20 protein-coding genes are annotated in these 24,037 nt (G+C 43.7%); 14 read left to right on the plus strand and 6 right to left on the minus strand.

What is annotated here, in order from left to right; all coding sequences use genetic code 11:
• Window positions 1–51: 51 nt before the first annotated feature.
• The 4 genes from X939_RS0114025 to X939_RS0114040 form a co-directional block, all read right to left on the minus strand.
• Window positions 52–912, minus strand: coding sequence for an alpha/beta hydrolase (locus tag X939_RS0114025; protein ID WP_025763916.1), 861 nt, complete (start codon window positions 910–912; stop codon window positions 52–54).
• Window positions 913–1,098: 186 nt separating this feature from the next.
• Complete coding sequence (locus X939_RS0114030; RefSeq protein ID WP_025763917.1) at window positions 1,099–1,542, minus strand: thioredoxin family protein; 444 nt, start codon at window positions 1,540–1,542, stop codon at window positions 1,099–1,101.
• Entirely contained in the window at window positions 1,542–2,141 is a 600-nt protein-coding gene (locus tag X939_RS0114035; RefSeq protein WP_084299485.1) for a YceI family protein, read from the minus strand. The genes X939_RS0114030 and X939_RS0114035 overlap by 1 nt, the downstream gene beginning before the upstream one ends.
• Window positions 2,142–2,220: 79 nt before the next feature.
• Window positions 2,221–2,766, minus strand: a complete 546-nt coding sequence (locus X939_RS0114040) for an RNA polymerase sigma factor (RefSeq protein WP_025763919.1) — start codon at window positions 2,764–2,766, stop codon at window positions 2,221–2,223.
• A 271-nt stretch (window positions 2,767–3,037) separates the two neighbouring features.
• Here X939_RS0114040 and X939_RS0114045 point away from each other — a divergent pair, with 271 nt between their 5' ends.
• The 11 genes from X939_RS0114045 to X939_RS0114095 all read left to right on the plus strand — a co-directional run bounded on the left by X939_RS0114045 (window position 3,038) and on the right by X939_RS0114095 (window position 17,138).
• Window positions 3,038–4,087, plus strand: coding sequence for a Gfo/Idh/MocA family oxidoreductase (locus X939_RS0114045; RefSeq protein ID WP_229236060.1), 1,050 nt, complete (start codon window positions 3,038–3,040; stop codon window positions 4,085–4,087).
• Between the two features lie 358 nt (window positions 4,088–4,445).
• Window positions 4,446–6,926, plus strand: coding sequence for a heavy metal translocating P-type ATPase (locus X939_RS0114050; RefSeq protein WP_025763921.1), 2,481 nt, complete (start codon window positions 4,446–4,448; stop codon window positions 6,924–6,926).
• A 55-nt stretch (window positions 6,927–6,981) separates the two neighbouring features.
• Window positions 6,982–7,131, plus strand: coding sequence for a cbb3-type cytochrome oxidase assembly protein CcoS (gene ccoS, locus X939_RS0114055; RefSeq protein WP_025763922.1), 150 nt, complete (start codon window positions 6,982–6,984; stop codon window positions 7,129–7,131).
• 127 nt (window positions 7,132–7,258) lie between these two features.
• Window positions 7,259–9,412, plus strand: coding sequence for a cytochrome-c oxidase, cbb3-type subunit I (gene ccoN / locus X939_RS0114060; RefSeq protein ID WP_025763923.1), 2,154 nt, complete (start codon window positions 7,259–7,261; stop codon window positions 9,410–9,412).
• Window positions 9,413–9,498: 86 nt separating this feature from the next.
• Window positions 9,499–10,551 carry a cbb3-type cytochrome c oxidase N-terminal domain-containing protein gene (locus X939_RS0114065; protein WP_025763924.1) on the plus strand — a complete coding sequence of 351 codons (1,053 nt, stop codon included), beginning with the start codon at window positions 9,499–9,501 and terminating at the stop codon, window positions 10,549–10,551.
• Between the two features lie 8 nt (window positions 10,552–10,559).
• Window positions 10,560–11,966 (plus strand): cytochrome c oxidase accessory protein CcoG, encoded by a 1,407-nt coding sequence (ccoG, locus tag X939_RS0114070; RefSeq protein ID WP_025763925.1) that lies wholly within the window; start codon window positions 10,560–10,562, stop codon window positions 11,964–11,966.
• A 21-nt stretch (window positions 11,967–11,987) separates the two neighbouring features.
• On the plus strand, window positions 11,988–12,461 hold the full coding sequence (locus tag X939_RS0114075; RefSeq protein WP_025763926.1) for a FixH family protein: 474 nt from the start codon (window positions 11,988–11,990) through the stop codon (window positions 12,459–12,461).
• 14 nt (window positions 12,462–12,475) lie between these two features.
• Window positions 12,476–13,195 (plus strand): sulfite exporter TauE/SafE family protein, encoded by a 720-nt coding sequence (locus tag X939_RS0114080; RefSeq protein ID WP_025763927.1) that lies wholly within the window; start codon window positions 12,476–12,478, stop codon window positions 13,193–13,195.
• Window positions 13,196–13,279: 84 nt separating this feature from the next.
• Complete coding sequence (hemN, locus tag X939_RS0114085) at window positions 13,280–14,644, plus strand: oxygen-independent coproporphyrinogen III oxidase (protein WP_025763928.1); 1,365 nt, start codon at window positions 13,280–13,282, stop codon at window positions 14,642–14,644.
• A gap of 157 nt (window positions 14,645–14,801) precedes the next feature.
• Window positions 14,802–16,025, plus strand: coding sequence for a PAS domain-containing sensor histidine kinase (locus tag X939_RS0114090; protein ID WP_229236061.1), 1,224 nt, complete (start codon window positions 14,802–14,804; stop codon window positions 16,023–16,025).
• 48 nt (window positions 16,026–16,073) lie between these two features.
• Window positions 16,074–17,138, plus strand: a complete 1,065-nt coding sequence (locus X939_RS0114095) for a response regulator (RefSeq protein WP_025763930.1) — start codon at window positions 16,074–16,076, stop codon at window positions 17,136–17,138.
• Window positions 17,139–17,163: 25 nt separating this feature from the next.
• On the opposite strand, the gene lpxB is transcribed toward X939_RS0114095, so the two are convergent.
• A complete protein-coding gene (lpxB, locus tag X939_RS0114100; RefSeq protein WP_025763931.1) occupies window positions 17,164–18,282 on the minus strand; it encodes a lipid-A-disaccharide synthase in 1,119 nt (372 codons plus the stop codon).
• 40 nt (window positions 18,283–18,322) lie between these two features.
• The gene (locus tag X939_RS0114105) at window positions 18,323–18,742 is read right to left on the minus strand and encodes a 6-pyruvoyl trahydropterin synthase family protein (protein WP_025763932.1); all 420 of its coding nucleotides are present in this window, start codon (window positions 18,740–18,742) and stop codon (window positions 18,323–18,325) included.
• Between the two features lie 225 nt (window positions 18,743–18,967).
• Here X939_RS0114105 and rfaD point away from each other — a divergent pair, with 225 nt between their 5' ends.
• The 3 genes from rfaD to X939_RS0114120 all read left to right on the plus strand — a co-directional run bounded on the left by rfaD (window position 18,968) and on the right by X939_RS0114120 (window position 24,036).
• Window positions 18,968–19,933 carry an ADP-glyceromanno-heptose 6-epimerase gene (gene rfaD / locus X939_RS0114110; RefSeq protein WP_025763934.1) on the plus strand — a complete coding sequence of 322 codons (966 nt, stop codon included), beginning with the start codon at window positions 18,968–18,970 and terminating at the stop codon, window positions 19,931–19,933.
• Window positions 19,934–20,204: 271 nt separating this feature from the next.
• On the plus strand, window positions 20,205–21,650 hold the full coding sequence (gene sufB, locus X939_RS0114115; RefSeq protein WP_025763935.1) for a Fe-S cluster assembly protein SufB: 1,446 nt from the start codon (window positions 20,205–20,207) through the stop codon (window positions 21,648–21,650).
• 100 nt (window positions 21,651–21,750) lie between these two features.
• A complete protein-coding gene (locus tag X939_RS0114120) occupies window positions 21,751–24,036 on the plus strand; it encodes a monovalent cation:proton antiporter family protein (RefSeq protein WP_025763936.1) in 2,286 nt (761 codons plus the stop codon).
• Window position 24,037 lies beyond the last annotated feature (1 nt).

Consider the following 24,037-nt stretch of genomic DNA (forward strand, 5'->3'; position numbering starts at 1 on the left):
AACTAGAAAGGGCTAGATATTCCTCAGCGGCTTCTGTCCTAATCTACATGTTTAGAATTGATGAAACCCTTGGGATACGAATTCCAAGACTGTTGGCAACGCCGAACGCCAGTAGGTCCAGGTATGGCCTCCATCTCTTATCCGAAACTCATGAGGTATACCCTTCTTGCGCATGGCTATATGAACCAGGCTATTTCCTTCATATAAGAAATCATCGTCTCCGCAATCGATATACCAACGAACGGCCTTCTTCTGCTCTTCGGGTAGTGCTTCTATGAGCGGAAGTGCACTGTGGGTTCTGTAGTATTCGGCCACCTGCTCATCCGAAATAGTGGTATTTGGCCCCTGGAGTCTCTTCTTGGCATCTTCAACCGTAATAGGCCCTATGTAAGCACTTAAGGGACAGGCCGATGAAAACAAATCGGGGCGGTGAAGTGCATACATAAAGCTTCCTCCTCCACCCATGGATAGACCGGCAACCGCCCGAAATCTCTTTTCGGATTTTATTCTATATTTTTTCTCTACATGCGGCATCAACTCATTGAAGAAAAAGTCTTCGTAAGGAAAATCACCTTTCACATCGTTAAAATAGCCCCGTCTGCCGGTATCAGCATCGGGCATCACAATAATCATAGGCGTGGCCATACCTTCAGCAATGGCCTTATCGGTAATATGCAGTACCTCCCCAAACTGCACCCACCCCGTCTGGTCGTCTCCTGAGCCATGTAGTAGGTAAAGTACGGGGTAGTACCGTTCCGAGGTCTCATAGCCTGGTGGCAAATAAACAGCATATTTCCGATCGCCTTTTAATAGTTTACTGGGAAGCGATAGGTTATCGTATACCTTGCCATATTGCGCCATCGCAGGCATGCTTAGCAAAAACACCATCAGTACAAAAGGCATATTTCTCATAAAATTTTTTTAATTAATAAAATAAAGGACAACCGCGGCCTACTTGGCACCGACGCGTTTTAATGATAAGAATGACCTGATTAGAATATACCCTATTGCCATGCTCTTGTCTCAAAAAAAGTCAGCCGCTAGAAAATTTCCCACCGGCTGACCCTAGCACTTCTCTGTTATTTTATTGAAATGCTATCATTCCAGAACAGATTTACCTAGGTCCAAAAGCTCCCCGGAATTAAGATATCCGGTAGATTTTTTAATCAAATTCCCCTCACCGTCAATGAATAATAGCGTTGGATATGCATTGATCTGATAAAAATCGGATACTACAGCCCCTTCGTTCACTTCGGCATCTAGGGAAACATTTATAAAATTCTTATTAAAATAAGCACCCGTTTCGGCATCCGCAAATGTATACTTCTTAAGCTTTTTGCAGGGACCACACCAAGTAGCATACACATCCAGAAAGATTAATTTCTTTTCTTGCTTGGCAGTCTGCAAGGCAGTTACCCATTTATCCTTGCGAAACTGGATGCCATGTTCGGAGTTGGCACTAAAATCTACCTTTGGATTGTTATAATAGTACACTGCCAGCAATAGTGCACCAGCACCTAGATAAGACAAGATATTCTTCATTATTTTTTCCTATTAAGCTCCATATTAATATCTATCGTAACCTCGTCGCCCACCACAGCCGTAGCAGCCCAGCTTCCTACGCCAACACCATAATCAGTTCTATTGATCTTAGTATCCAGGGAAATACCCATTAACATGGTATTTTTCATCATCGGATGTTCCATCTGCCCTAATACCTTAAACGGCAGAGCCACATTTTTGGTAACATCACGTATGGTAAGTTGACCATGAACAATATAATCATTCCCCGACTTCTTTTCGAACTTGGATGACTTGAAAGTTATGATGGGGAATTTTTTGACATTAAAAAAATCGTCAGACTGCAAATGCTTATCCCGCTTGGCATCACTGGTATTAATGCTGGATACCGGTATCGTAAAGCTTACACTGCTAATACCCAAATTCTCCGGATCGAAGCTTATTTGCCCTTCAAAATTATCGAACTTACCCGTTACGGCAGAAAAGAAGTGGTTTACCGAGAAATTAACAGAGGTATGTGCCTTGTCGACGTTCCATGTCGTAGCCGACTGTGCCTGTAGCATAGGTGCTGAACCGACTACTGCCAATACCATTATGAGTTTTTTGAATGTTCTGATCATGATCATTTTGTTTGGTTTTAAATTCGATTTATACTTAATACCATAACCAAGGCTTTTATCACCCAAGGCAAGAAAATAATTATTTTTTTTCTGCCTCTTCCTTTATGCGTTTAATTTGATTCATGCATTTATACTTCTGATTTTGAGCAGTATGCTTGGTAGAGTAACCATAGTCCACCTGGATTTGTTCAATGGATTTGCTTTTGAAAAACATATCGTGCATCAATTTATTGCAATGGTCGGTGATCTTGGTCATGTAAAACTGAAGCCGATCCATATAGGTCTTTTCGTTTTCTATAGAACGATCCAGGTCGTCGCTTAAGACTTGGGTCATTCGATCTTCCAAAGGGACCATATGGCCGGCCGTTCTCAGCCGTTTTAGCCATAGGTGTTTTGCAATGGCCATTACATACGTCTTTAAAGAGGCTGTTAATTCAAACTGGTCGTTTCTTAGTTTTTCTACCAATACCAGCATAGTATCCTGAAAAAGGTCTTCAGCATCCGACCTATCACCATTGTTATTACTGACAAAATGGTACACCATCCCGAAATAATCCCGGTACATATCTCCGAAAGCATGGTTGAGATTGCCACTCAAATCGTCTAAAAGCTTCTGATTGGCCATCGTAAGGGATTGTTTTAAGATCGTTAAAGTAGCGCGTTCCCTTAATAAACCCTCGCTTTGCTAGGCTAAGTTCATTAGCCCTAAAAGAAATAAAATTATTTAGACAGTACATTGTCATGGCAAAGACCATAAACATCAGTCAATTCTAGTAGAGGCATGAATATGTCAAAACGAATTTAATATCCTAAAACAGGATTCCAGTGTCACCTTTCGAGGTTATGCTTTACTTTTGTTAAAATATTTCTTAAACCAAAACTGATACTCCTAATTAATGATGGCAGATAAAGTAATCAATGTAGGCCTTGTTGCCTTTGGGCTTTCTGGGCGTTATTTTCATGCGCCTTTTCTGAGCACCAACCCTTGTTTTAAATTAAAAACGGTGGTGGAAAGATCCAGAAACGAAGCCCAGGAATTCGATGAGACCATCGAGAATGCGCGCTCCCTAGAGGAGCTATTAGCGGACGACAGCATCGACTTAGTGTTCATCTGCACGCCCAATGACACCCATTTTCAGTATGCGATGGACTGCCTTGAAAATGGCAAGCATGTAGTAATTGAGAAGCCATTTGCGGCGACAGAAGCTGAAGCCAGACAACTGATAGCACTGGCAGAGGAAAAGGGGCTTGTGCTTACAGCATATCAAAATCGTCGATGGGACTCGGATTTCCTGACGATTCAAAAATTGATTCAGGAAGACAAGCTGGGAGACATCATCGAGTTTGAATGCCGTTATGACCGCTATAGAACCGTGGTACCGACCGAATCGTGGAAAGAGAAAAAAGTGCCCGTAGGAGGAAATCTTTATAATCTGGGGCCACACCTGCTAGATCAGGCACTGGTACTCTTTGGTGAACCAGAGACTGTTTCCGCAGAAATACGGGAAGTTAGGCCCAATAGCGAGATCGACGATTATTTCGACATTCGCCTGGGCTATAGTGACAAGGTAGTTATCATCAAATCGAGTCTGATGGTTTATGACAACTTCTTGAGATATAGCATTCACGGCACCAAAGGCTCCTTCATTAAGGGAGGACTAGACCCGCAGGAGGAGACACTCAGAAAAAATATCCTACCTACTGAAACGCCATGGGGGGTAGAACCCGAAGATCGCTGGGGCAAACTTTCCAGTGATGAGTATACTGGTACCATAGAAAGTGAAGCCGGAAATTACGCCCTCTTTTACCAAAATGTATATGACGCCATCGTACATGGTACCGAACTGGCAGTTAAGCCTTCGGAGATACTGCGTACAACGCGGATAATAGACTTGGCTATCAAAAGCAGTGAAACTAAACAAACCTTGCCCTATTCATCGAAATAAACTTAGGTAAGATTCCCAAACGGCCAATTCAATTGTTTTGAGTTGGCCGTTTTTATATGCTTCCTAATCTGGTCGCTGGTACCAATTTTAATAACTTTTGGCATGCATAGGGTCGTCAACTTGGGATGATATACTGCTGTTGCCATTCCAGAGGCCAACTTCAAAGACCAAATGATACCAATAAAGGGTCACTGAAGTAGAGCTTTTAGGTTCCCTCCTACTTCCAAACTGATCAAGGTCATATATCCAGGCCTTTTAAGTCATCATTTAGCCTCCCATATAGCTGCAACTTTGTAGGGAAAGATAGGCAATATGGTTGTGCTGCGGCCTCTCATGCCTTGCAATTACCCCTGGAAATATGGAAATAGAAACCCCGATTGACCACCCTAAAGAGTCGGCTACGAGCACTTGTTATCACTGTGGAGAACCGATCACCAACGAGCTAATCACTTTCGATACGCATTCATTCTGCTGCCAGGGCTGTTCCATGGTTTACGAGATACTTCAGGAAAATGACCTTTGCCGCTACTATAGCATCGAGGGTGCCCAGGGCGTGTCTCCTGACGCCAATTTTTACAAGGAAAAATTCGACTACCTGGACTTACCGGAAGTTTCAACCAAAGTATTGGAATTTACCGATGGTCAGCAAGGAATTGTAAATTGGTATATTCCAAAAATGCATTGCAGCTCATGTATATGGCTACTGGAACAATTGCACAGACTCAATCCGGCAGTACGTAACTCGGTAGTTAACTTCCCTGAGAAAAAAGCACGTATTACATTTGATCTTGACAAAATCACGCTCAGTGAACTGGCCAGGCTATTGACCAGCATAGGATATGAGCCCTATCTGAGCCTGGACGATCTGAACGGAACCAAACCCTCACGTTGGAACCGCAGTAGGCTATACAAGATAGGCATTTCGGGTTTCGCCTTTGGGAACATCATGATGATGAGCTTTCCGGAATATTTTCATCTGGGTAGCGATGGGGGCGATCAGGATCTAAAGTTTATGTTTAATATCATCAATGTGATCCTGAGCATACCTGTTTTCTTTTATTGTGCTTCCGATTTTTTCGTCTCAGCATATGGTGCACTTAAAGCCCGATACTTAAATATAGACGCACCCATCGCCCTGGCTTTAATCAGTGTATATGCCAACAGTCTTTATCAGGTAGGAACAGCAACCGGCCCTGGCTATTTCGACTCTTTGGCAGGAGCAATCTTCTTTATGCTCCTGGGTCGACATTTTCAGGATAAAACATATGCTGGTATATCTTTTGACAGAGATTTCAAATCCTATTTCCCAATCGCCATTACCCTCATACGAGATGGACAGGAAGTTAAAGTCCCCATCGCCACTCTGAAGGAGGGCGACGTAATGCGCATCCGCAACGAAGAACTTATACCCGCTGACGCCATACTTGTAAGTGCTTCTGCCCGCATCAACTATAGCTTTGTATCGGGAGAGGCCAAACCCGTCAGCCGTCGAAAGGGCGAAACCATTTATGCCGGTGGAAAACAAATGGGCACCGCTATTGAACTTGAAGTATTGCGCCCCGTTTCACAAGGTTACCTGACTCAATTATGGAATAACGATAGCTTCAGTCGAACCAAAGAAGATCAACAGCAAACCCTGTCGGCAAGAATTAATAAATATTTCTCAACCATTGTTCTTGCACTAGCAGCAGTGACATTCCTGATATGGTTTTTCATAGGCAAAGACTCTGTTACGGCATTCAATGCATTCACGACCCTCCTTTTAGTTGCCTGTCCCTGCGCTCTGTTATTATCATCCACATTTACAAACGGAAACTTATTAGCCCTCTTTGGGAAGCATAAGTTTTACCCAAAAAATGCACACGCCCTGGAGAGGCTGGCCAGTATCGATAGTATCGTATTTGACAAAACCGGAACCATCACTTTACCTAATGAGACTGATGTTGCATATGAGGGAATACCTTTAAAGGCCGGGGAATTGATCGCCATCAAGTCGGTTGCTATGCAATCGGCTCATCCTTTAAGTAGAATCCTGGTCAAACACCTTAGTAGCACTCCTGCCAGCAAAAGGGAACTTAAGGACTTTGAGGAATTGAGCGGAGCTGGTATTCGTGCACATTTCGGCAATGATCAGGTTAAAATAGGTTCGGCCCATTGGCTAAACCTACCCTCGGAGCCAAACGTACACAATCGATCGGTGGTCTATATTGGGATAAAAGGAGCCTTATTGGGTCGCTTTATTTTCCGAAGCAAATACAGGCCTGAACTGGCTGCTACCCTAAGCAAATTAAAAAATAAGGGATTCGAAACCTTCCTGGTTTCGGGAGACAAGTCCAGCGACAAAGAATTTCTGACGAATATTTTCGGACAGGAAAAACATCTGGCATTTGAGCAAAAGCCAGACGACAAATTGCGATATATTGCCAATCTGCAAGCCCGCAACAAGAAGGTCATGATGATCGGTGACGGACTCAACGACGCCGGTGCACTAAGTCAGAGTGATGTGGGTTTGGCGGTCTCCGACGACATCAATAATTTCTCACCTTCCTGTGATGCCATTATCGAAGGCTCCATGCTGGAGCAGCTTCCAGGGTTTATAGGCTTGGCTCAATCGGGTCAGAAAATTATCAAGATCAGTTTCGCCATTTCGCTCATCTACAATGCCATAGGTATATCATTCGCCATTACCGGACAGCTCACTCCCGTATTGGCCGCCATCTTAATGCCTATTAGCTCTATCACTGTGGTAACATTTACCACAATCGCCACCAGCTATGCCGCCAGGCGCTGGATAAATACTGACAAGCGTCAGTTTTTATCCAGCGAGGGGTCATACTAACCCTACTCTCCCAGCAGTAATTTTGATGCATTGAACAATCAACCTCCTGTCAGTCATGAGTGCTTTATATTTTCTCATTTTGGTAAGTTTAATGGTCGCCCTCGCATTTTTAGGAGCCTTCATCTGGTCGGTAAAAAAGGGGCATTACGACGATGACTATACCCCAGCTGTGCGCATATTACTCGACGAAGATGACTCAAAATAAACACTTCATCAACATTCCATAACTGTAATATAATCCCTATCAGTATTCTTCAACCAAGGGGGCTAGGTTATGCCCGGCCCCTCCTTGTAAACCAATTCGATTATTCACCTTCTATACCATTTCTTTTATGTCTAACGTCCCTAATCCCAGTCTGGCGTCGCTAGAGTTGGACGAGTTTCAATACGACAACCGGCTCGTAAGAGACTTTGCCATAGCCACGATATTATTTGGACTCATCGGCATGCTTGTCGGACTACTTGCGGCCTTTCAGCTCGTATTCCCCAATCTAAATCTAGACTTGCCCTATACCACTTTTGGAAGAATACGCCCCCTACATACGAATGCTGTTATCTTTGCATTTGTCGGAAATGGTTTTTTCACCGGCTTATACTATTCCGTCCCTCGAGTACTTCGTACGCCATTATGGAGTCCCCTACTTGGCAAATTCCATTTCTGGGGCTGGCAGCTAATTATATTAGGAGCAGCCATATCCCTTCCTCTGGGTTTCACCTCATCAAAGGAATATGCAGAATTAGAATGGCCTTTCGATATCGCTATAGCGGTGGTATGGGTAGCGGCGTTAATAAATATTATTATGACTACTCTGAACCGTAGAGTAGAGCATATCTATGCGGCCGTGTGGTTTTACATTGCCTCCTTTGTCACCGTAGCCATGTTACATGTGGTCAATAATATAGAAATCCCCGTAACATTCCTTAAAAGCTACCCGGTTTATGCGGGCGTGCAGGATGCTTTGGTACAATGGTGGTATGGCCATAATGCCGTAGCCTTCTTCCTTACGACCCCTTATTTAGGGTTGATGTACTACTTTCTTCCAAAGGCGGCCAACCGCCCCATCTATTCGTATCGATTGTCTATTGTTCACTTCTGGGCATTAATTTTTCTTTATATCTGGGCCGGACCTCACCATTTACTTTACACTGCGCTTCCTGAATGGGCCCAAACACTGGGAACGGTATTCTCCATTATGCTACTTGCACCCTCATGGGGCGGTATGATGAATGGACTCATGACCCTACGAGGAGCCTGGGACAAAGTACGGGAAGATGTAGTACTTAAATTTATGGTGGTAGCCATCACGGCATACGGCATGGCCACTTTCGAGGGCCCCATGCTTTCCCTTAAAAATGTGAACGCTATAGCGCATTATACCGACTGGATTGTTGCCCACGTACACGTCGGCGCTCTTGGATGGAACGGATTTTTAACCTTTGGTATACTTTATTGGCTTTTCCCTAGACTATATGCTCGCCCTTTATACTCAGCTAAGGCTGCAAACTTCCACTTTTGGATCGGTACCCTTGGAATATTATTCTATACCATCCCCATGTACTGGGCAGGATGGGTACAGAGCAGTATGTGGCAGGAATTTACGCAAGAAGGGCTTTTGAAATACCCAAATTTCCTTGAAACAGTTACTCAATTGGCTCCTTTGTATTTCATGCGTAGCCTAGGGGGTACCCTTTATCTGGTGGGTTTTGTTGTCATGATTTACAACTTGTGGATGACCGCTGCCAAAGGAACCTTTGTCCCTACAGAAAACGCTAAAGCAATGCCGCTGAAAGCAATATGGCATGCAGAGAAGAGCGAATACTGGCACCGTCGCCTTTTGGAACGCAAGCCATTGGCCCTTACAATATTCTCACTGATTGCAGTCGCTATAGGCGGTATGATCGAGATGATCCCAACCTTCCTGGTAGAGTCCAATATCCCTACCATTGCGAGTGTGAAACCATATACCCCCCTAGAGCTTCAGGGTCGTGACATCTACGTAAGAGAGGGCTGCTACGTTTGTCATACCCAGATGATTCGCCCCTTCCGTGCGGAAATTGAACGATATGGAGAGTACTCAAAGTCCGGTGAATTTGTATATGACTTCCCGCATCAATGGGGCTCCAAGCGCACCGGCCCTGACATTCAACGTGTAGGTGGCAAATATTCTGATGCCTGGCATTACAACCACATGGAAGACCCCACAAGCATGTCGCCTGGCTCAATCATGCCACGGTATGGCTGGTTGCTGGAAGATGACCTGGATACGACCACTACAGCCAAAAAGATCAGAGTGATGCAGCAGCTGGGGGTGCCTTATGAAGAAGGTTACGACCTTACTGCCAACCAAGATCTGCATCAGCAAGCGCTTGGCATCCAGTCAAGTTTGAAGCAGAATGGCATTATAACCAGTGAAAACAAAGAAATAATCGCCCTTATCGCCTATCTGCAAAGGCTTGGAACGGATATCAAGACGAACAAGAAGTAATTACGATACCCCGCTACTGCTCCATTTCAGCAGTAGCGGGTGGCCGACGGCGTCTCGCTAACTAAATCATATTAATACTGCGCATTATGAAATTCCGAAATTATCTCGAAACTATTGTAGGAGTAGAAGTATATCCTCTCATCTCTCTTATGATTTTCTTTGTCTTCTTTGTGGCTTTGGTCATTTATGTATTCCGAATAGACAAGTCGAGTCTGGACAAAATGAAAAACATACCTTTTTCAGACTCTTCCACAGCGAAATCATTGTTAGCATTCCTGACATTATTCTGCACGGGCACTGTTGCCAAGGCCCAAGAAGTTGAAAATGTTAAAAGAGCGATGAGCGGATCCGACTTTACCCTTTTCATAACCCTGAGCATTCTGTTGATCATCTTCATCCTGGTTATGATTGTCCTTGTAAACGCCTTGACAGTGCTACGGCAACTCAACCAAAAATATCATCCAGAGACCGCATCAAAAGCCCTTTTCACAACCAATTGGTGGAATAATTTCAAAGGCATTGGAGTAGCCTTGACTGAGGAAGAAAGGATTCTTATCAAAGGTCACGACTACGATGGCATACATGAGCTAGACAACCGGATGCCCCCTTGGTTACAGTCGATTTTTGTGATGACCATAATTTTTGCTCTTTTCTATTCAGCATACTATTTCGGAGGCTTTGGCGATTCTCAGCTTGTCGAGCTGGAAAAGGAAATTGCCCAGGCTAAAATTCAACAGGAGCAATATATAGCCAAGGTTGGTGCTAGTATGGATGAAAATACGGTTACCATGCTGGCCAGTGAGAGCCCCGGAGTAGAAGCCGGAAAGTTAATTTTCACTGAAAAATGTTCCGCTTGTCACGGAGTAGACGGCGGAGGAGGCGTGGGACCCAATCTTACAGACCCTTACTGGCTACATGGTGGTGGAATTAAGAATATTTTTAAGGTCATCAAATATGGAGTGCCTGAAAAGGGTATGATATCCTGGGAGAAGCAGTTAAGCCCTGCCGACATCCAGAAGGTAGCCAGCTACATCGTAACCATAGCCGGGACAAGCCCTGCCAGCCCCAAAGAACCACAGGGTGAAATATATAATAATGAAATGACTGCTGCACCCGATAGTATTATTGCATTCAAATAGCGTGAAACATGAAGGAGAAGCAATTACCAAACAGTTCCGACTCATTTCGAGACCAGTTTAACGCAGTTTCGGAGGACGGAAAAAGAAATTGGTTTTACCCACAACAACCCCAAGGCAAATGGCATGACCGTCGCGTTTGGTTTACTGTGGGTATCCTTCTCATACTTTTTGTGCTTCCTTTTCTGAAGCTTAATGGCCAGCCCCTGATTCTGCTAAATGTTGTAGAGCGGAAATTTATCATCTTTGGTGTGTTCATAGGTCCCCAGGACTACTGGCTTTTTGGGCTTAGTATGCTGTCTTTCATGCTCTTTATAGTGTTATTTACCAGCATATTCGGGAGGCTATGGTGTGGGTGGGCCTGCCCGCAAACCGTATTTATGGAAATGATCTTTCGTAAAATCGAATATGCCATTGAAGGAGATTCGGGGAAACAAAAATTATTGAATAAGGCACCCTGGAACAGTCAGAAAATAGTAAAAAAAGGGTCTAAATATCTGATCTTTTTAGCTGTTTCCTTTTTGATAGCCAATCTGCTCCTGTCCTATGTTCTGGGAGTCGATGAACTTTCCCGAATTATCCACGAACCTATAGAAGACCATCTGTCACTTTTTGGAGGGATTGTGATCTTTACGCTTGTATTTTATTTCAATTTTGCCTGGTTGCGCGATCAGGCCTGTACAGTAGTTTGCCCGTATGGGCGCTTACAAGGAGTGTTAATGGATCGTAACTCCATCGTGGTTGCCTATGACTACGAGCGTGGCGAGCCACGGGAAAAACTCAGAAGGGGGCAGGACCGTTCCGCCGGAGACTGCATCTCTTGTTATCAATGTGTAAGCGTTTGCCCCACGGGGATCGACATTCGTAATGGAACCCAAATGGAATGTATCAACTGTACCGCCTGCATAGATGCCTGTGACCATATTATGGACAAGGTAGGACTGAAACCTGGATTGATCCGGTACACTTCCGAAAATGCCATTATACAAAAATCCAAGAGGCTAATTACACCCCGGGTAATCGGATATATGGTAATTTTGGCGCTTGTTTGGAGTGTACTGGGCTATACACTCGTCACGAGATCCGCTACCCAAACGACCCTTTTCAGAGCTCCCGGAAGCCAATACATCGACAATGCCAATGGTACAATCAGCAATCTGTATACCTACAAAATATTCAATAAAACGAACCATGGTATCCGGCCCGAAATTAAGTTGGATATGCCGGAGGCTAGGCTACAATTTGTAGGACAACCCGACTGGACCTTGCCTGCTACGGGCATGTTGGAAGGAACCGTATTCATTAATATTCCAAAAACATCACTCAATAAGAGAAAGACGAAAATACGCCTTTACGTGTATGATGGACAGGAAAAATTAGAAACCCTTGAGACGACCTTTATGGCTCCAGCCAGGTAGTTTCATTTAAATCATAAAACCATGAGAACGTTCAAAATTAACTGGGGTGCTGGTATCGCAGGTTTGTATCTGAGTTTTGTAGCGATGATTATCCTTTTGGTGATAATGAGTAGTCAACAAAAAATTGATTTGGTCACCACGAATTATTATAAAGAAGAGCTGAATTTCCAGTCTAAAATAGACAAAAAAAATGCTTCTCAAACCTTAGACACTCCGCTTAGCTGGGCGGTGGGCACACATGATCTCACCATGAGTTATCCTACAATATTCGCCGACAGATTATTAACTGGAACCATTCATTTTTACTGTCCTTCTGATGATACAAAAGATCGTAAGATGCCCTTAAAATCCAGTGATCATAAACAGATAATCGCCTTATCTGAGTTGGCAGCCGGTAGGTATAAAATTGAAATAGACTGGCAGGCCGGTTCCCAGTCCTTTTGGGACGAGGGAGTAATTGTAATCGACAGAAATACCAAATTGAAAAATTTTTGATTCCAATCAGCAATATGACTTCCTCCCTACCCTTTCTGGCTCTCAGTATGGGGCTGTTAAGCAGCTTCCATTGTCTGGGTATGTGTGGACCTATAGCGCTGGCCTTGCCGGTTTATGGAGGCAGTAGCCTGAGGCAGATAGTGGGGATCCTGACCTATAATTCGGGCAGAGCCCTCACCTACGCGCTGCTGGGAATGTTGATGGGGAGTTTAGCCGCTACAATAACCTGGATAGGATATTTCCGATATCTCTCCATTGGAGCAGGCATATTGATATTGCTTAATGTAATCTATTTCTCCAAAATGGAGCGCCTGACCATGACACCTGTCATGGCACAGCGCCTAGTTTCCTGTATTAAAATATCCATGGGGAACATGCTTCGGAAAAAGAATCCTATTGGCTGGTTTTTACTAGGCTCCCTTAACGGACTATTGCCCTGTGGTATGGTGTATCTGGCTTTGGTCAGTTCCGTAGCAACGGGAGGTTCCTTTGCTGGGAGCCTGTTCATGTTCTGGTTTGGCGTGGGCACCATGCCCATGATGATCGGAATTGGATTTTTCAAACAGTATATCACCCCCTTAGTACGTGCCAGAGTAAAGCGTTTAATACCGGCTATGCTTGCCATTGCCGGCCTTTGGCTCATCATACGGGGCATCACCATCGAGTACCCAAAAAGTCAAGATGGTAATTTGCCAGTTTGCCATTCCCCTTCCGATTCTATCGGGGAAAAATAAGGATAAAATATGAGTTAGATCATGTTTTATCCTTGTCACCCTGTCTAGATTTGGGCTTACGTTCAAATACCAAATCTTAACATTATGGATAAGGATCTGCTTTTTAAATATAATGTACCAGGACCTCGATATACCAGCTACCCTACAGTCCCTTACTGGCAACAGAGCCCCCCAACCCAAACCGAGTGGAATAACCTTATCAAAGAAGCTTTCTCGTTTTCGAATCGCAATGAAGGTGTCAGCCTTTATATACATCTCCCCTATTGCGAAAGCCTGTGCACCTATTGTGGATGTAACACCCGAATTACAATAAACCACGCTGTGGAAAAGACATATATAGAATCCTTACTTCATGAGTGGAGCATTTATAAGCGTTTGTTCGAGGGACAGGAGCCTGTTATTAAAGAAATCCATCTGGGAGGTGGAACACCCACATTCTTTAGCCCCGAGAACCTTACCTGGCTTATCAAAACGGCCATGGAAGGATGTAGGATCCATCCCGAGGCTCAATTCAGTTTTGAAGCGCATCCTGGCAATACCACCGACTCCCACTTGGAGGCTCTTTACCGGGTGGGTTTCAGAAGAATCAGTATAGGGGTGCAAGATTTCAGCCCGATCGTGTTAGCGGCAATTAACCGTCATCAAACTTTCGAACAAATTAGACATCTGACTCAAAAATCCAGAGAAATGGGCTATACATCCATCAATTATGATATGATCTATGGCTTGCCCTTTCAAAAAAGCTGCAGCATGATGGAGACCATGATCAAAGTGGTACAATTAAAACCTGATCGAATTGCTTTTTACAGTTATGCGCACATTCCCTGGATTAAACCCAGTCAACGAAGTTATTCAGAGAATGATCTCCCCGATGCAGATAAAAAATTGGCATTATACCAAACCGGCAAAAACGTTTTGGAACTTGCCGGTTACCAAGACATAGGAATGGATCATTTTGCCCTCAAAAGCGACGCTCTGTTCAAAGCCAGCCAGGAAGGAAAACTCCACCGTAACTTCATGGGCTATACTGAAGCGAATACCCGAATGCTCATAGGCCTGGGAACTTCTGCGATTAGTGACACATGGTTTGGTTTTGCCCAAAATGAAAAGAATATTGACACCTATACCAAAAGGCTTCAGAAGGGGGAACTACCAATATATAAGGGACATGAACTCACTAAAGAGGACCTGATCATTAGAAAACATATTTTAAACCTGATGACCCGTTATGAAACGCACTGGCCTCAGCCCAACCAGATTTGTGAAGCCTTTAATGAAGGGTTGCAACGTATGGATGAGATGGTGAAAGACGAGCTCGTAATTTTGGAACCCTACAGACTGCGCATTACCGATAAAGGACGTGCATTTATCCGCAATATCTGTATGGCCCTGGATGCCCGCTTATGGGCCGACAAACCCATAAATCAAATCTTCAGTAAGACCGTCTGAATAAATTCCTTACGCTACTGCGTTTGTCAGGAGATAAAAGAATCTTACTCACCTGAACGATCCTAGTCCCAGCCATATGAAGATAATATTTGCTCCCTTCAACAATGTCGACTAATTTGGTATGTTAGAATTAATTTCATTAAAACATGCAAAAGTAATGACTCGGCATATCGAAATGCTGGATGCGCTATTCAAATACGCAACGGAAGGGATTGTGGTGGTCAATAAAGAAGGCGTAATTGTTAAGCTTAACCCAAAAGCCATGCAATTATTTGGCTATACAGAGGCCGAACTCACAGGCAAAAAGATAGAAGTTCTTATTCCGCATCGCCATGCACATCGGCATCAGCACCATCGCGACACCTATTTTGAGGCGCCACGAGCCAGAGGAATGGGGGGAATGCTCGACCTATTCGCACGTCGTAAAGACAATAGTGAATTTCCTGTTGAAGTGAGCCTTAGCCCCTTCAAAACAAGTGAGGGAGAGTTTGTAGTGAGTTTTGTGATCGATATTACAGATCGTAAGAATCAAGAATTACTAATTGCCGAGGCCAATCGTGAAATTACTAAGCTAAATGCCGAACTGGAAGAAAGAGTGGAGCAACGAACCCAGCAACTAGCACGTGCGATCAGGAAAGTGGAACAGTCTCAGGAAGAGGTAATGAGGGCTTTAAAAAAGGAACGGGAGCTTAATAATATGAAGAGCCAGTTTGTAACCATTGCTTCTCACGAATTCAGAACCCCACTGGCAACTATCCTTTCTTCCGCCTCGCTTATTGGCCGCTACCAAACCAGTGAGGAGGAGGAAAAGCGGCAAAAACATGTATTGAGGATTAAATCTGCGGTCACCAATCTAACAGAAATATTGAATGATTTTCTCTCTTTAGGAAAACTGGAAGAGGGTCAGGTCAAGGTTGCATCTGTAGAAACCAATCTATCCGAATTTTGTGGCGGACTTATAGAAGAGATAAGAGGTCTCTGCAAAGAAAAGCAGAACTTAAATTTTCTTCATTCCGGCATTAATTTGGTATGGCTGGATAAGCAGCTATTAAGAAATATTCTGTTCAATCTACTTTCGAATTCCATTAAATACTCAGAGCCATACCGAACCATCAATTTAATGGTGCAGGGAACCGCCGATCAGGTGCGTATTACGATCCAAGACGAAGGTATAGGAATACCGGAGGGAGATAAAGATCATATTTTCGACCGGTTCTATAGGGCCAAAAATGCAGGCACTGCGCAAGGCACTGGTTTAGGCCTCAATATTGTCCAACATTATGTTGAGCTTATGGGAGGATCCATTGACTTTCAGAGCGAAGTGGGAGTAGGTACTACTTTCGAGGTAGTCCTGCCCAATCATCATCATTTTGATGAATGATAATTAAGGAAGTGAAGCAACTTATTTTGTACCGAAGAACCCCAAAAAGTGGAAACTAAAAAAATATTACTGATAGAAGATAATCCTGAGATGCGGGAAAACACGGCCGAAATCCTTGAACTGGCCAATTACCAGGTCATTACGGCTACCAATGGAAAGGAAGGGGTTCAAATGGCACAGGAGACCGCTCCAGACTTGATAATCTGTGACATTATGATGCCCGAACTGGATGGTTATGGCGTGCTTCATATGCTGAGCAAAGACGATAATTCCAGTAGCATTCCTTTCGTCTTTCTTACTGCTAAGGTCGAAAAGGACGACTATCGCAAAGGAATGACCATGGGAGCCGATGATTATCTAACCAAGCCCTACGATGACGTCGAACTTTTAAATGCCGTTGAAATGCGGCTCAAAAAGAGCGAACGACTTAAAAAGAAATTCGAACGTACTGCCGACGGTTTGGATGAATTTATCAAAGAAGCAAAATCTTTTGACCTTATCATGAAGTTGGCGGAAGATAAAAAGGTTAAGACCTTAAAGAAAAAGGAAACCGTATATACAGAAGGCAGCTACCCGTCTCATGTTTATTTCCTACAAAAGGGTAAAATAAAAGCTTATAAATCCAACGATTACGGAAAAGAGTTTATCACTGATCTTTATAAAGAAGGAGATTTCTTCGGGTATCTTGATCTTCTTCAGGGAGAGCCCTATCAGGATACAACCATCACCTTGGAGGCCGCTGAAGTAGCCATAATCCCTAAGGAGGATTTTTTCAATTTGTTACAAGGCAGTAGGGAAGTCGCTACCAAATTCATCAAAATGCTTTCTAATGAGATCAAAGACAGGGAAGAGCGCTTGCTTCAGCTTGCTTACAACTCTGTCCGCAAGCGAGTAGCTCAAGCATTGGTGGTACTTGTGCAACGATACCAAGAAGATAAAAATAAGCTTTTTTCCATTGCCATAACCCGGGAAGATATTGCATCTATGGCGGGTACGGCCACTGAAACGGTCATCAGAACCCTTTCGGACTTCAGAGAAGAAAAACTGGTAGACATGAAAGGAAGCCTTATTACCGTATTAGAGTACGACAAACTAGCTAGGATGCGCAATTAGGCTCGGCGAAAGGTGACTGGCTCGGCTACCTTGGTGATTCGTCAAGGTAGTCGACCATAAGTTGGCCCGCACGCTGAGAGGCACCAGCTCTGCCCACCAACTCCTGCAGCTTTTTGTAATGCTCAAGTTGCTGGGTTCGTTTGGCTCCGCCTATCAGGATCGCCCGGAGCTCCGTTATTATATTTTGCTCATTCAATTCGTCCTGTATCAATTCCCGAACCACTTCTTGATCCATAATTAGATTGACCAAGGAAATGAATCGTACTTTAATAACTCTTTTGGCAATGGCATAGGAAAGTCCACTTGTCTTATAACATACCACTTCGGGAACCTGAAGCAGGGCGGTTTCTAGCGTAGCCGTTCCCGAAGTTACCAGAGCCGCCTCGGCAATATGAAGTAGGTCATAGGTAGACTCGTAAACTAGGCCACAATCTACCTGAGAAACGTATTGCTGATATAAATCCTGTGGTAGATTCTTCACTCCAGCCACAACGAACTGGTAATCCGGAAAGGCTGAACGCACCTTCAACATTTGTTCCAGCATAGCCTTCACTTCCTGCTTCCGGCTTCCTGGCAGAAGGGCTATCACAGGTCGGGGATCTGGAAGGAATCTGGAACGGAAACAGGGATCGGGTTGAAAATCCTCAATGGCATCCATTAAGGGATTTCCGACATAATCTACCTGATAATCATATTGTTTGTAAAAATCAATCTCAAAAGGGAAAATAACGAACATCTTATCGACGTTCTTCTTGATATTCAAGGCACGCTTCTGGTTCCAGGCCCACACCTTAGGGGAGATATAGTAGAAAGTCCGTATACCCTTTTTCCTGGCAAAAGCCGCCATCCGTAGGTTAAACCCTGGGTAATCTATCAGGATCAGGACATCGGGTCGATAGCTGAGGATATCCCTTTTGCATTGTTTCAGGAAGCCCGCAATTTTATGTAGATTGGCAACCACCTCGGCAAAACCCATAAAAGACGTATCGCGATAATGCATCACCAGATCGAAGCCTTCCTGGGCCATGGAATCGCCTCCCCATCCTCGGAATTGAGCCTGGGGATCTTTTGCTTTGATTCCTTTGATTAAATTCGCCCCATGTAAATCGCCAGACCTTTCGCCAGCTATGATATAATATTTCATTTGCTTCCGATGATTTCAAGGGTAGTACTCCGGGCCTTTATTATTCGCCGTAGTACTCTACGTAATTCTTCGGTGTTTCCACCAATTTGATATAATGCAGCTGGGCATTGGGTGCCACCGCATGGATTGCCGGTGCCAGAATGTTCCATATTTCCATAACAAATATCTCACAAGAGGCCATCTTCCCTTGCATAAAATCGACGTCAAGATTAAGATTCTTATGATCGACTTTATCGATTATATGTTCCTTAATAATGTCGCCTAACACTTTCAGGTCAATAACAAAACCTGTCTCTGGGTCGGGTCGACCTTTTACAGTCACGAACAGGTCGAAATTATGACCATGCCAGTTGTTATTAGCGCAGGGTCCAAATACTTCCTGATTTTTTTCTTCCGACCAATTGGGGTTAAAAAGTCGGTGAGCCGCATTAAAGTGCTCTTTTCTTGTTATGTAAACCATAATTTTGCCTTCCTTCTTGAAAATTGAGTACAAAATTACAGCTTGTATTGGTAGTTTTACGTTTCTTAATCGTAATAAGTGCATTAAAACTTTTCAGGACCGGTGCAAAACCCTGCTAACCCAAAAAGGAAAGCAAACACAAACATCTGATTATCTGTATTTTACAGGAAATTTTTAATTAGCTCGGTTGGGATTTAAATAATATATAAAGAAAACCAGAATACTATGATTATTGTAACAGGTGCCGCCGGATTTATCGGCAGCGGACTCATAGGAACCCTTAACCAACAGGGCTTCAAAAGCATTATTGCCGTCGATGATTTTTCTCAGATACAAAAGGCTGAAAACCTCGAAGGCAAAACCATTCAGGAGCGGGTTGAACGGGAAATATTTTTCGAATGGCTAGACAAGAACTACCGGGATGTCGAATTTATCTTTCATATTGGAGCTCGCACCGATACTACTGAATTTGACAAAAGCATTTTTGATAAGTTAAATGTCAATTTTTCCAAAGACATCTGGAAAGGTTGTGTAAAGTACCAGCTCCCTCTGGTTTACGCCTCATCGGCGGCAACCTATGGGTTAGGAGAACTTGGCTATGACGATAATGAAGCCGTTATCTCACAACTTAAGCCGTTAAACCCCTATGGTGATTCCAAAAACGACTTCGACATTTGGGCCCTTCAACAGGAAGAAAAACCCTTCTTCTGGGCAGGACTTAAATTCTTTAATGTTTATGGGCCCAACGAATACCATAAAGCCCGCATGGCGTCCGTAATTTTTCACGCCTTTAACCAGATTAAGGCTACAGAAAAAATGAAGCTCTTCCGCTCACATCATCCCGACTTCAAAGATGGAGAGCAGATGCGCGATTTTATTTATGTCAAGGATCTGATCGATGTGTGCTTGTTTTTTATGCGCCATCGCAAGGACTCAGGCATCTACAACCTGGGGAGTGGGCAAGCGCGCACCTTCAAAGATCTGGTACTGAACACCTTTAACGCAATGGATAAAGAACCTGTAATTGAGTTTATAGATACCCCAGCCGATATCCGGGATAAATACCAGTATTTTACAGAAGCCAATATGGCCAAGCTTCGTTCCATAGGTTACGATAAAGCCTTCCATACTTTGGAAGAAGGTGTTGAAGATTATGTAAAGAATTACCTGATGGGCCACAAATATTTATAAGGCATTTTTTAGTAACTACCAGGAGCGTTGTCGTTTTAGCTTCAGAATGACTTTAGGAACGGACAGGAATATCTAAATAGAGCTAAATTTACTATTTTTTGTCTGCCCTCAAATTCAGGCCTATTTACCTGAAAAGGCGTAATGCTGACATAAGTTATGATCTTGGTCATAACTTTGTCAGCATTTTTGCATATTTTTGGGCTTTTTAATAAACTCATCATCGCTACTCTGTGTTACTCTTTGGAAAGACATGTGCGATAATCATTAGACTATGAGCAAAGAAGAAGAATTGTTGGAAGAAATCACCAGTTCGGAATATAAATATGGGTTTGTCACCAATATCGAAGCTGACGAAGCCCCTCCCGGACTGAATGATGATATTGTCCGTTTTATCTCAGCAAAGAAAAACGAACCGGAATGGATGCTTGAATGGAGACTGAAAGCCTACCATATGTGGTTGAACATGACCGAACCAAAGTGGCCCAATGTCCATTATCCTGAAATTAATTTTAATGCGATCAAATACTACTCGGCACCTAAGAAAAAGAAGCCGGTAGAAAGTCTGGATGATATAGATCCAGAATTGAGAGATACATTTGAGCGCCTGGGAATATCCTTAAATGAGCAAAAACGAATTTCGGGAATTGCTGTAGATGCGGTAATGGACTCTGAGTCGGTATTTACCACCTTCAAAGAGTCTCTCAAGGAGAAAGGAATTATATTTTGCGCAATCAGTGAAGCCATCAGGGAGTACCCCGATTTGGTAAAAAAATATTTAGGATCGGTTGTACCGCCAAAGGACAACTACTATGCAGCCCTTAACTCAGCTGTATTTTCTGATGGATCCTTTGTGTATATACCCAAAGGTGTACGCTGCCCTATGGAGTTATCGACCTACTTCCGGATAAATGCTTCGGGCACCGGGCAGTTCGAACGTACGCTGATAATCGGGGATGCTGACAGTCATGTTAGCTACCTGGAAGGATGTACGGCCCCTATGCGCGATGAAAATCAATTGCATGCAGCCGTAGTAGAAATATTTGCTCACGAAGGAGCCAACGTTAAATACTCTACTGTACAAAACTGGTATCCCGGTGACAAGGATGGTAAAGGTGGTATTTACAACTTCGTTACCAAGCGTGGAATCTGTGATGGCGATAATTCCAAAATCTCTTGGACACAGGTAGAAACGGGGTCAGCCATCACCTGGAAGTACCCATCGGTAATTCTGAAAGGTGACAACTCCATTGGAGAATTCTACTCAGTAGCTGTTACCAATAATATGCAGCAAGCCGATACAGGGACTAAAATGATCCATATCGGAAAAAACACCAAAAGTAGAATCGTTTCCAAAGGAATTTCTGCTGGTAAAAGCCAAAATTCTTACCGGGGATTGGTAGAGGTATTTAAGCGTGCCGACAAGGCTCGAAACTTCTCTCAGTGCGACTCATTGCTCTTAGGAGACAAATGTGGAGCCCATACCTTCCCTTATATAGAGGTTAGTAATCCTTCCGCTACCGTGGAACACGAAGCTACCACCTCGAAGATCGGCGAAGATATTCTGTTCTATTGTAACCAGAGGGGTATCCCAACCGAACAAGCTGTGGCTCTAATTGTGAACGGGTATGCCAAGGAGGTACTCAACCAACTTCCTATGGAGTTTGCAGTAGAAGCTCAGAAGCTTCTGGAGATCAGTTTGGAGGGTAGTGTTGGATAAGCCCTACATTTTTTAGTAAAGATATAAACAAGAGCCTTTGATTCGTCAGAGGCTTTTTGTATTTTATTGCTTCGGTCTTTTTTGCTAACATAAAATATAGATGGCGCACGTTCCACAACTCATCGTTGATCTCTCCCTTATCCTTACGATAGCGGGTATTATTACTCTTATTTTCAAGAAGTTAAAGCAACCCGTCGTACTGGGATATATCCTGGCAGGCTTATTGGTAGGGCCTAATATATCTTTGTTTCCAACTATTTCCGACATTAAGACCATAGAGATATGGGCCGAAATTGGTGTAATTTTCCTTCTATTTAATTTAGGTCTGGAATTTAGTTTTAAGAAGCTGGTTAAAGTGGGAAGCACGGCGGCCATTACGGGCCTCTTCGAAGTGACGATGATGCTGGTGGTAGGTTTTACAACAGGCCAACTCCTAGGCTGGACCAAAATTGACAGTTTGTTTTTAGGAGGTATCATTGCCATTTCCTCGACAACCATTATTTTCAGAGCCTTCGATGAGCTAGGGCTTAAAACGCAGCAATTCACCCGTATGGTTTTCGGCGTTCTTATTATAGAAGACCTGACGGCCGTATTATTGATGGTCTTGCTATCCACCCTGTCCATCAGCCAACAGTTTGCAGGAATGGAGCTGATACAGTCCATCTTGAAGTTATTTTTCTTCCTTACTTTCTGGTTCTTGGGGGGAATATTTATCTTCCCAACCTTGCTAAGGCGGTACCGCAATCTGATGAATGATGAAAGTGTCCTGATAACCTCTATCGCCTTATGCTTTGGAATGGTACTGCTGGTAACTCAGGCAGGGTTTTCAGCGGCATTAGGAGCCTTTATTATGGGCTCTATCCTGGCAGAAACCACGCATGCCGAAAAAATCGAGCATTTACTCAAGTCGGTAAAAGACTTGTTCGGGGCAATATTTTTCATCTCGGTTGGGATGCTGATTAACCCCAATTTACTTATGGAGTACGCCTTACCCACGGCGATCCTGGTATTCGTGGTTATCTTTGGCAAAATACTCTTTGTTACCATAGGAGCCATGATATCGGGCCAGCCTCTGAAAACTTCTATGCAAGCGGGAATGAGCTTATCACAAATAGGTGAATTTTCCTTTATCATTGCCACTCTGGGTCTCTCCCTAAACGTAACCAGTGATTTCCTGTACCCTATAGCGGTAGGCGTTTCGGTAATCACGACCTTCACCACCCCTTACCTCATGCGAGCCGCTGAGCCCTGTTATGAATGGCTCAATGTAAATATGCCGGATCGCTGGAAGGCCTACCTTAACCGCTACAGCAGCGGCACCGAAAAAATAATACAATCGACCCATTGGAACCTGGTTATGCGTTCCTATGCACAAAATGTAGTCATTAATACGGTGGTAGTGATTGGTATCACTTTGATTTGCTCCAGACAGCTAGCCCCTCAGATTTACAAACGCATTTTGCCAACCAACATGACCGATGCTGCCTTGGCCGCAATCACCTTTATGCTTACGGCACCCTTTCTATGGGCATTGGTCTTTAAGAGAAACAATCGCAAGGCATATTCTGCTCTTTGGCTTAACCGTCGTTTCAGCCGCGGACCGCTAATACTATTAGAATTATCGAGGGTGTTTATCGCCATCATATTAATGGGTTTTTTGTTGAGCTCTTTCTTTGCTACTCCAACGGCCCTGCTGGTCGCCGGAGTAGTGATGACCTTAGCCATTATCATTTTCTATAAACGCCTTCAAAACTTTTATGTTAAAATAGAGGAGCGTTTTATGCAAAATTTAAACGCCCGAGAACTGGAAGGAAGCGGAAAGTCCAAAAGGCTACTCCTGCCCTGGGATGCACATTTTGCTTTTCTAGAGGTAAGCGCCGATTCACATTTTATTGGAAAATCCCTCCAGGAATTAAAGATTCGAGAAAAGTTTGGGATTAATGTCGTGCTGATAGAACGTGGAAGTAAAACCATCAGGCTACCCAAGCCTACCGAAGTTCTGTACCCTTGCGACCGGATTGAGGTTATTGGCACTGATGCCCAACTGGAAGAATTTAAAGGGCATATTGAAATCAACACCATTGACCATATGTTTCTTAATACGGATGATCTGATTGTATTGGAAAAAATTGAAATTCTGGCCGATTCTCCCTTAAAGGGTAAAAGCATACGGAACAGTAAGATTCGAGAGATGATTCATTGCATGATTGTCGGCCTGGAAAGAAATGGTGAACGAATCCTAAACCCTGACTCGAATATGATCATCGAACAGCAGGATCTTTTGTGGATAGCGGGTGATAAAAATTTGATCCGTGCGTTTTTTAATCCTAAGCCAAAGGCTGCCCATCACCCCGATATAGAAGAGACGAGCAGTAGCGCCCTCTAGG

Source organism: Dyadobacter tibetensis Y620-1, from assembly GCF_000566685.1.
GTDB lineage: Bacteria > Bacteroidota > Bacteroidia > Cytophagales > Spirosomataceae > Dyadobacter > Dyadobacter tibetensis.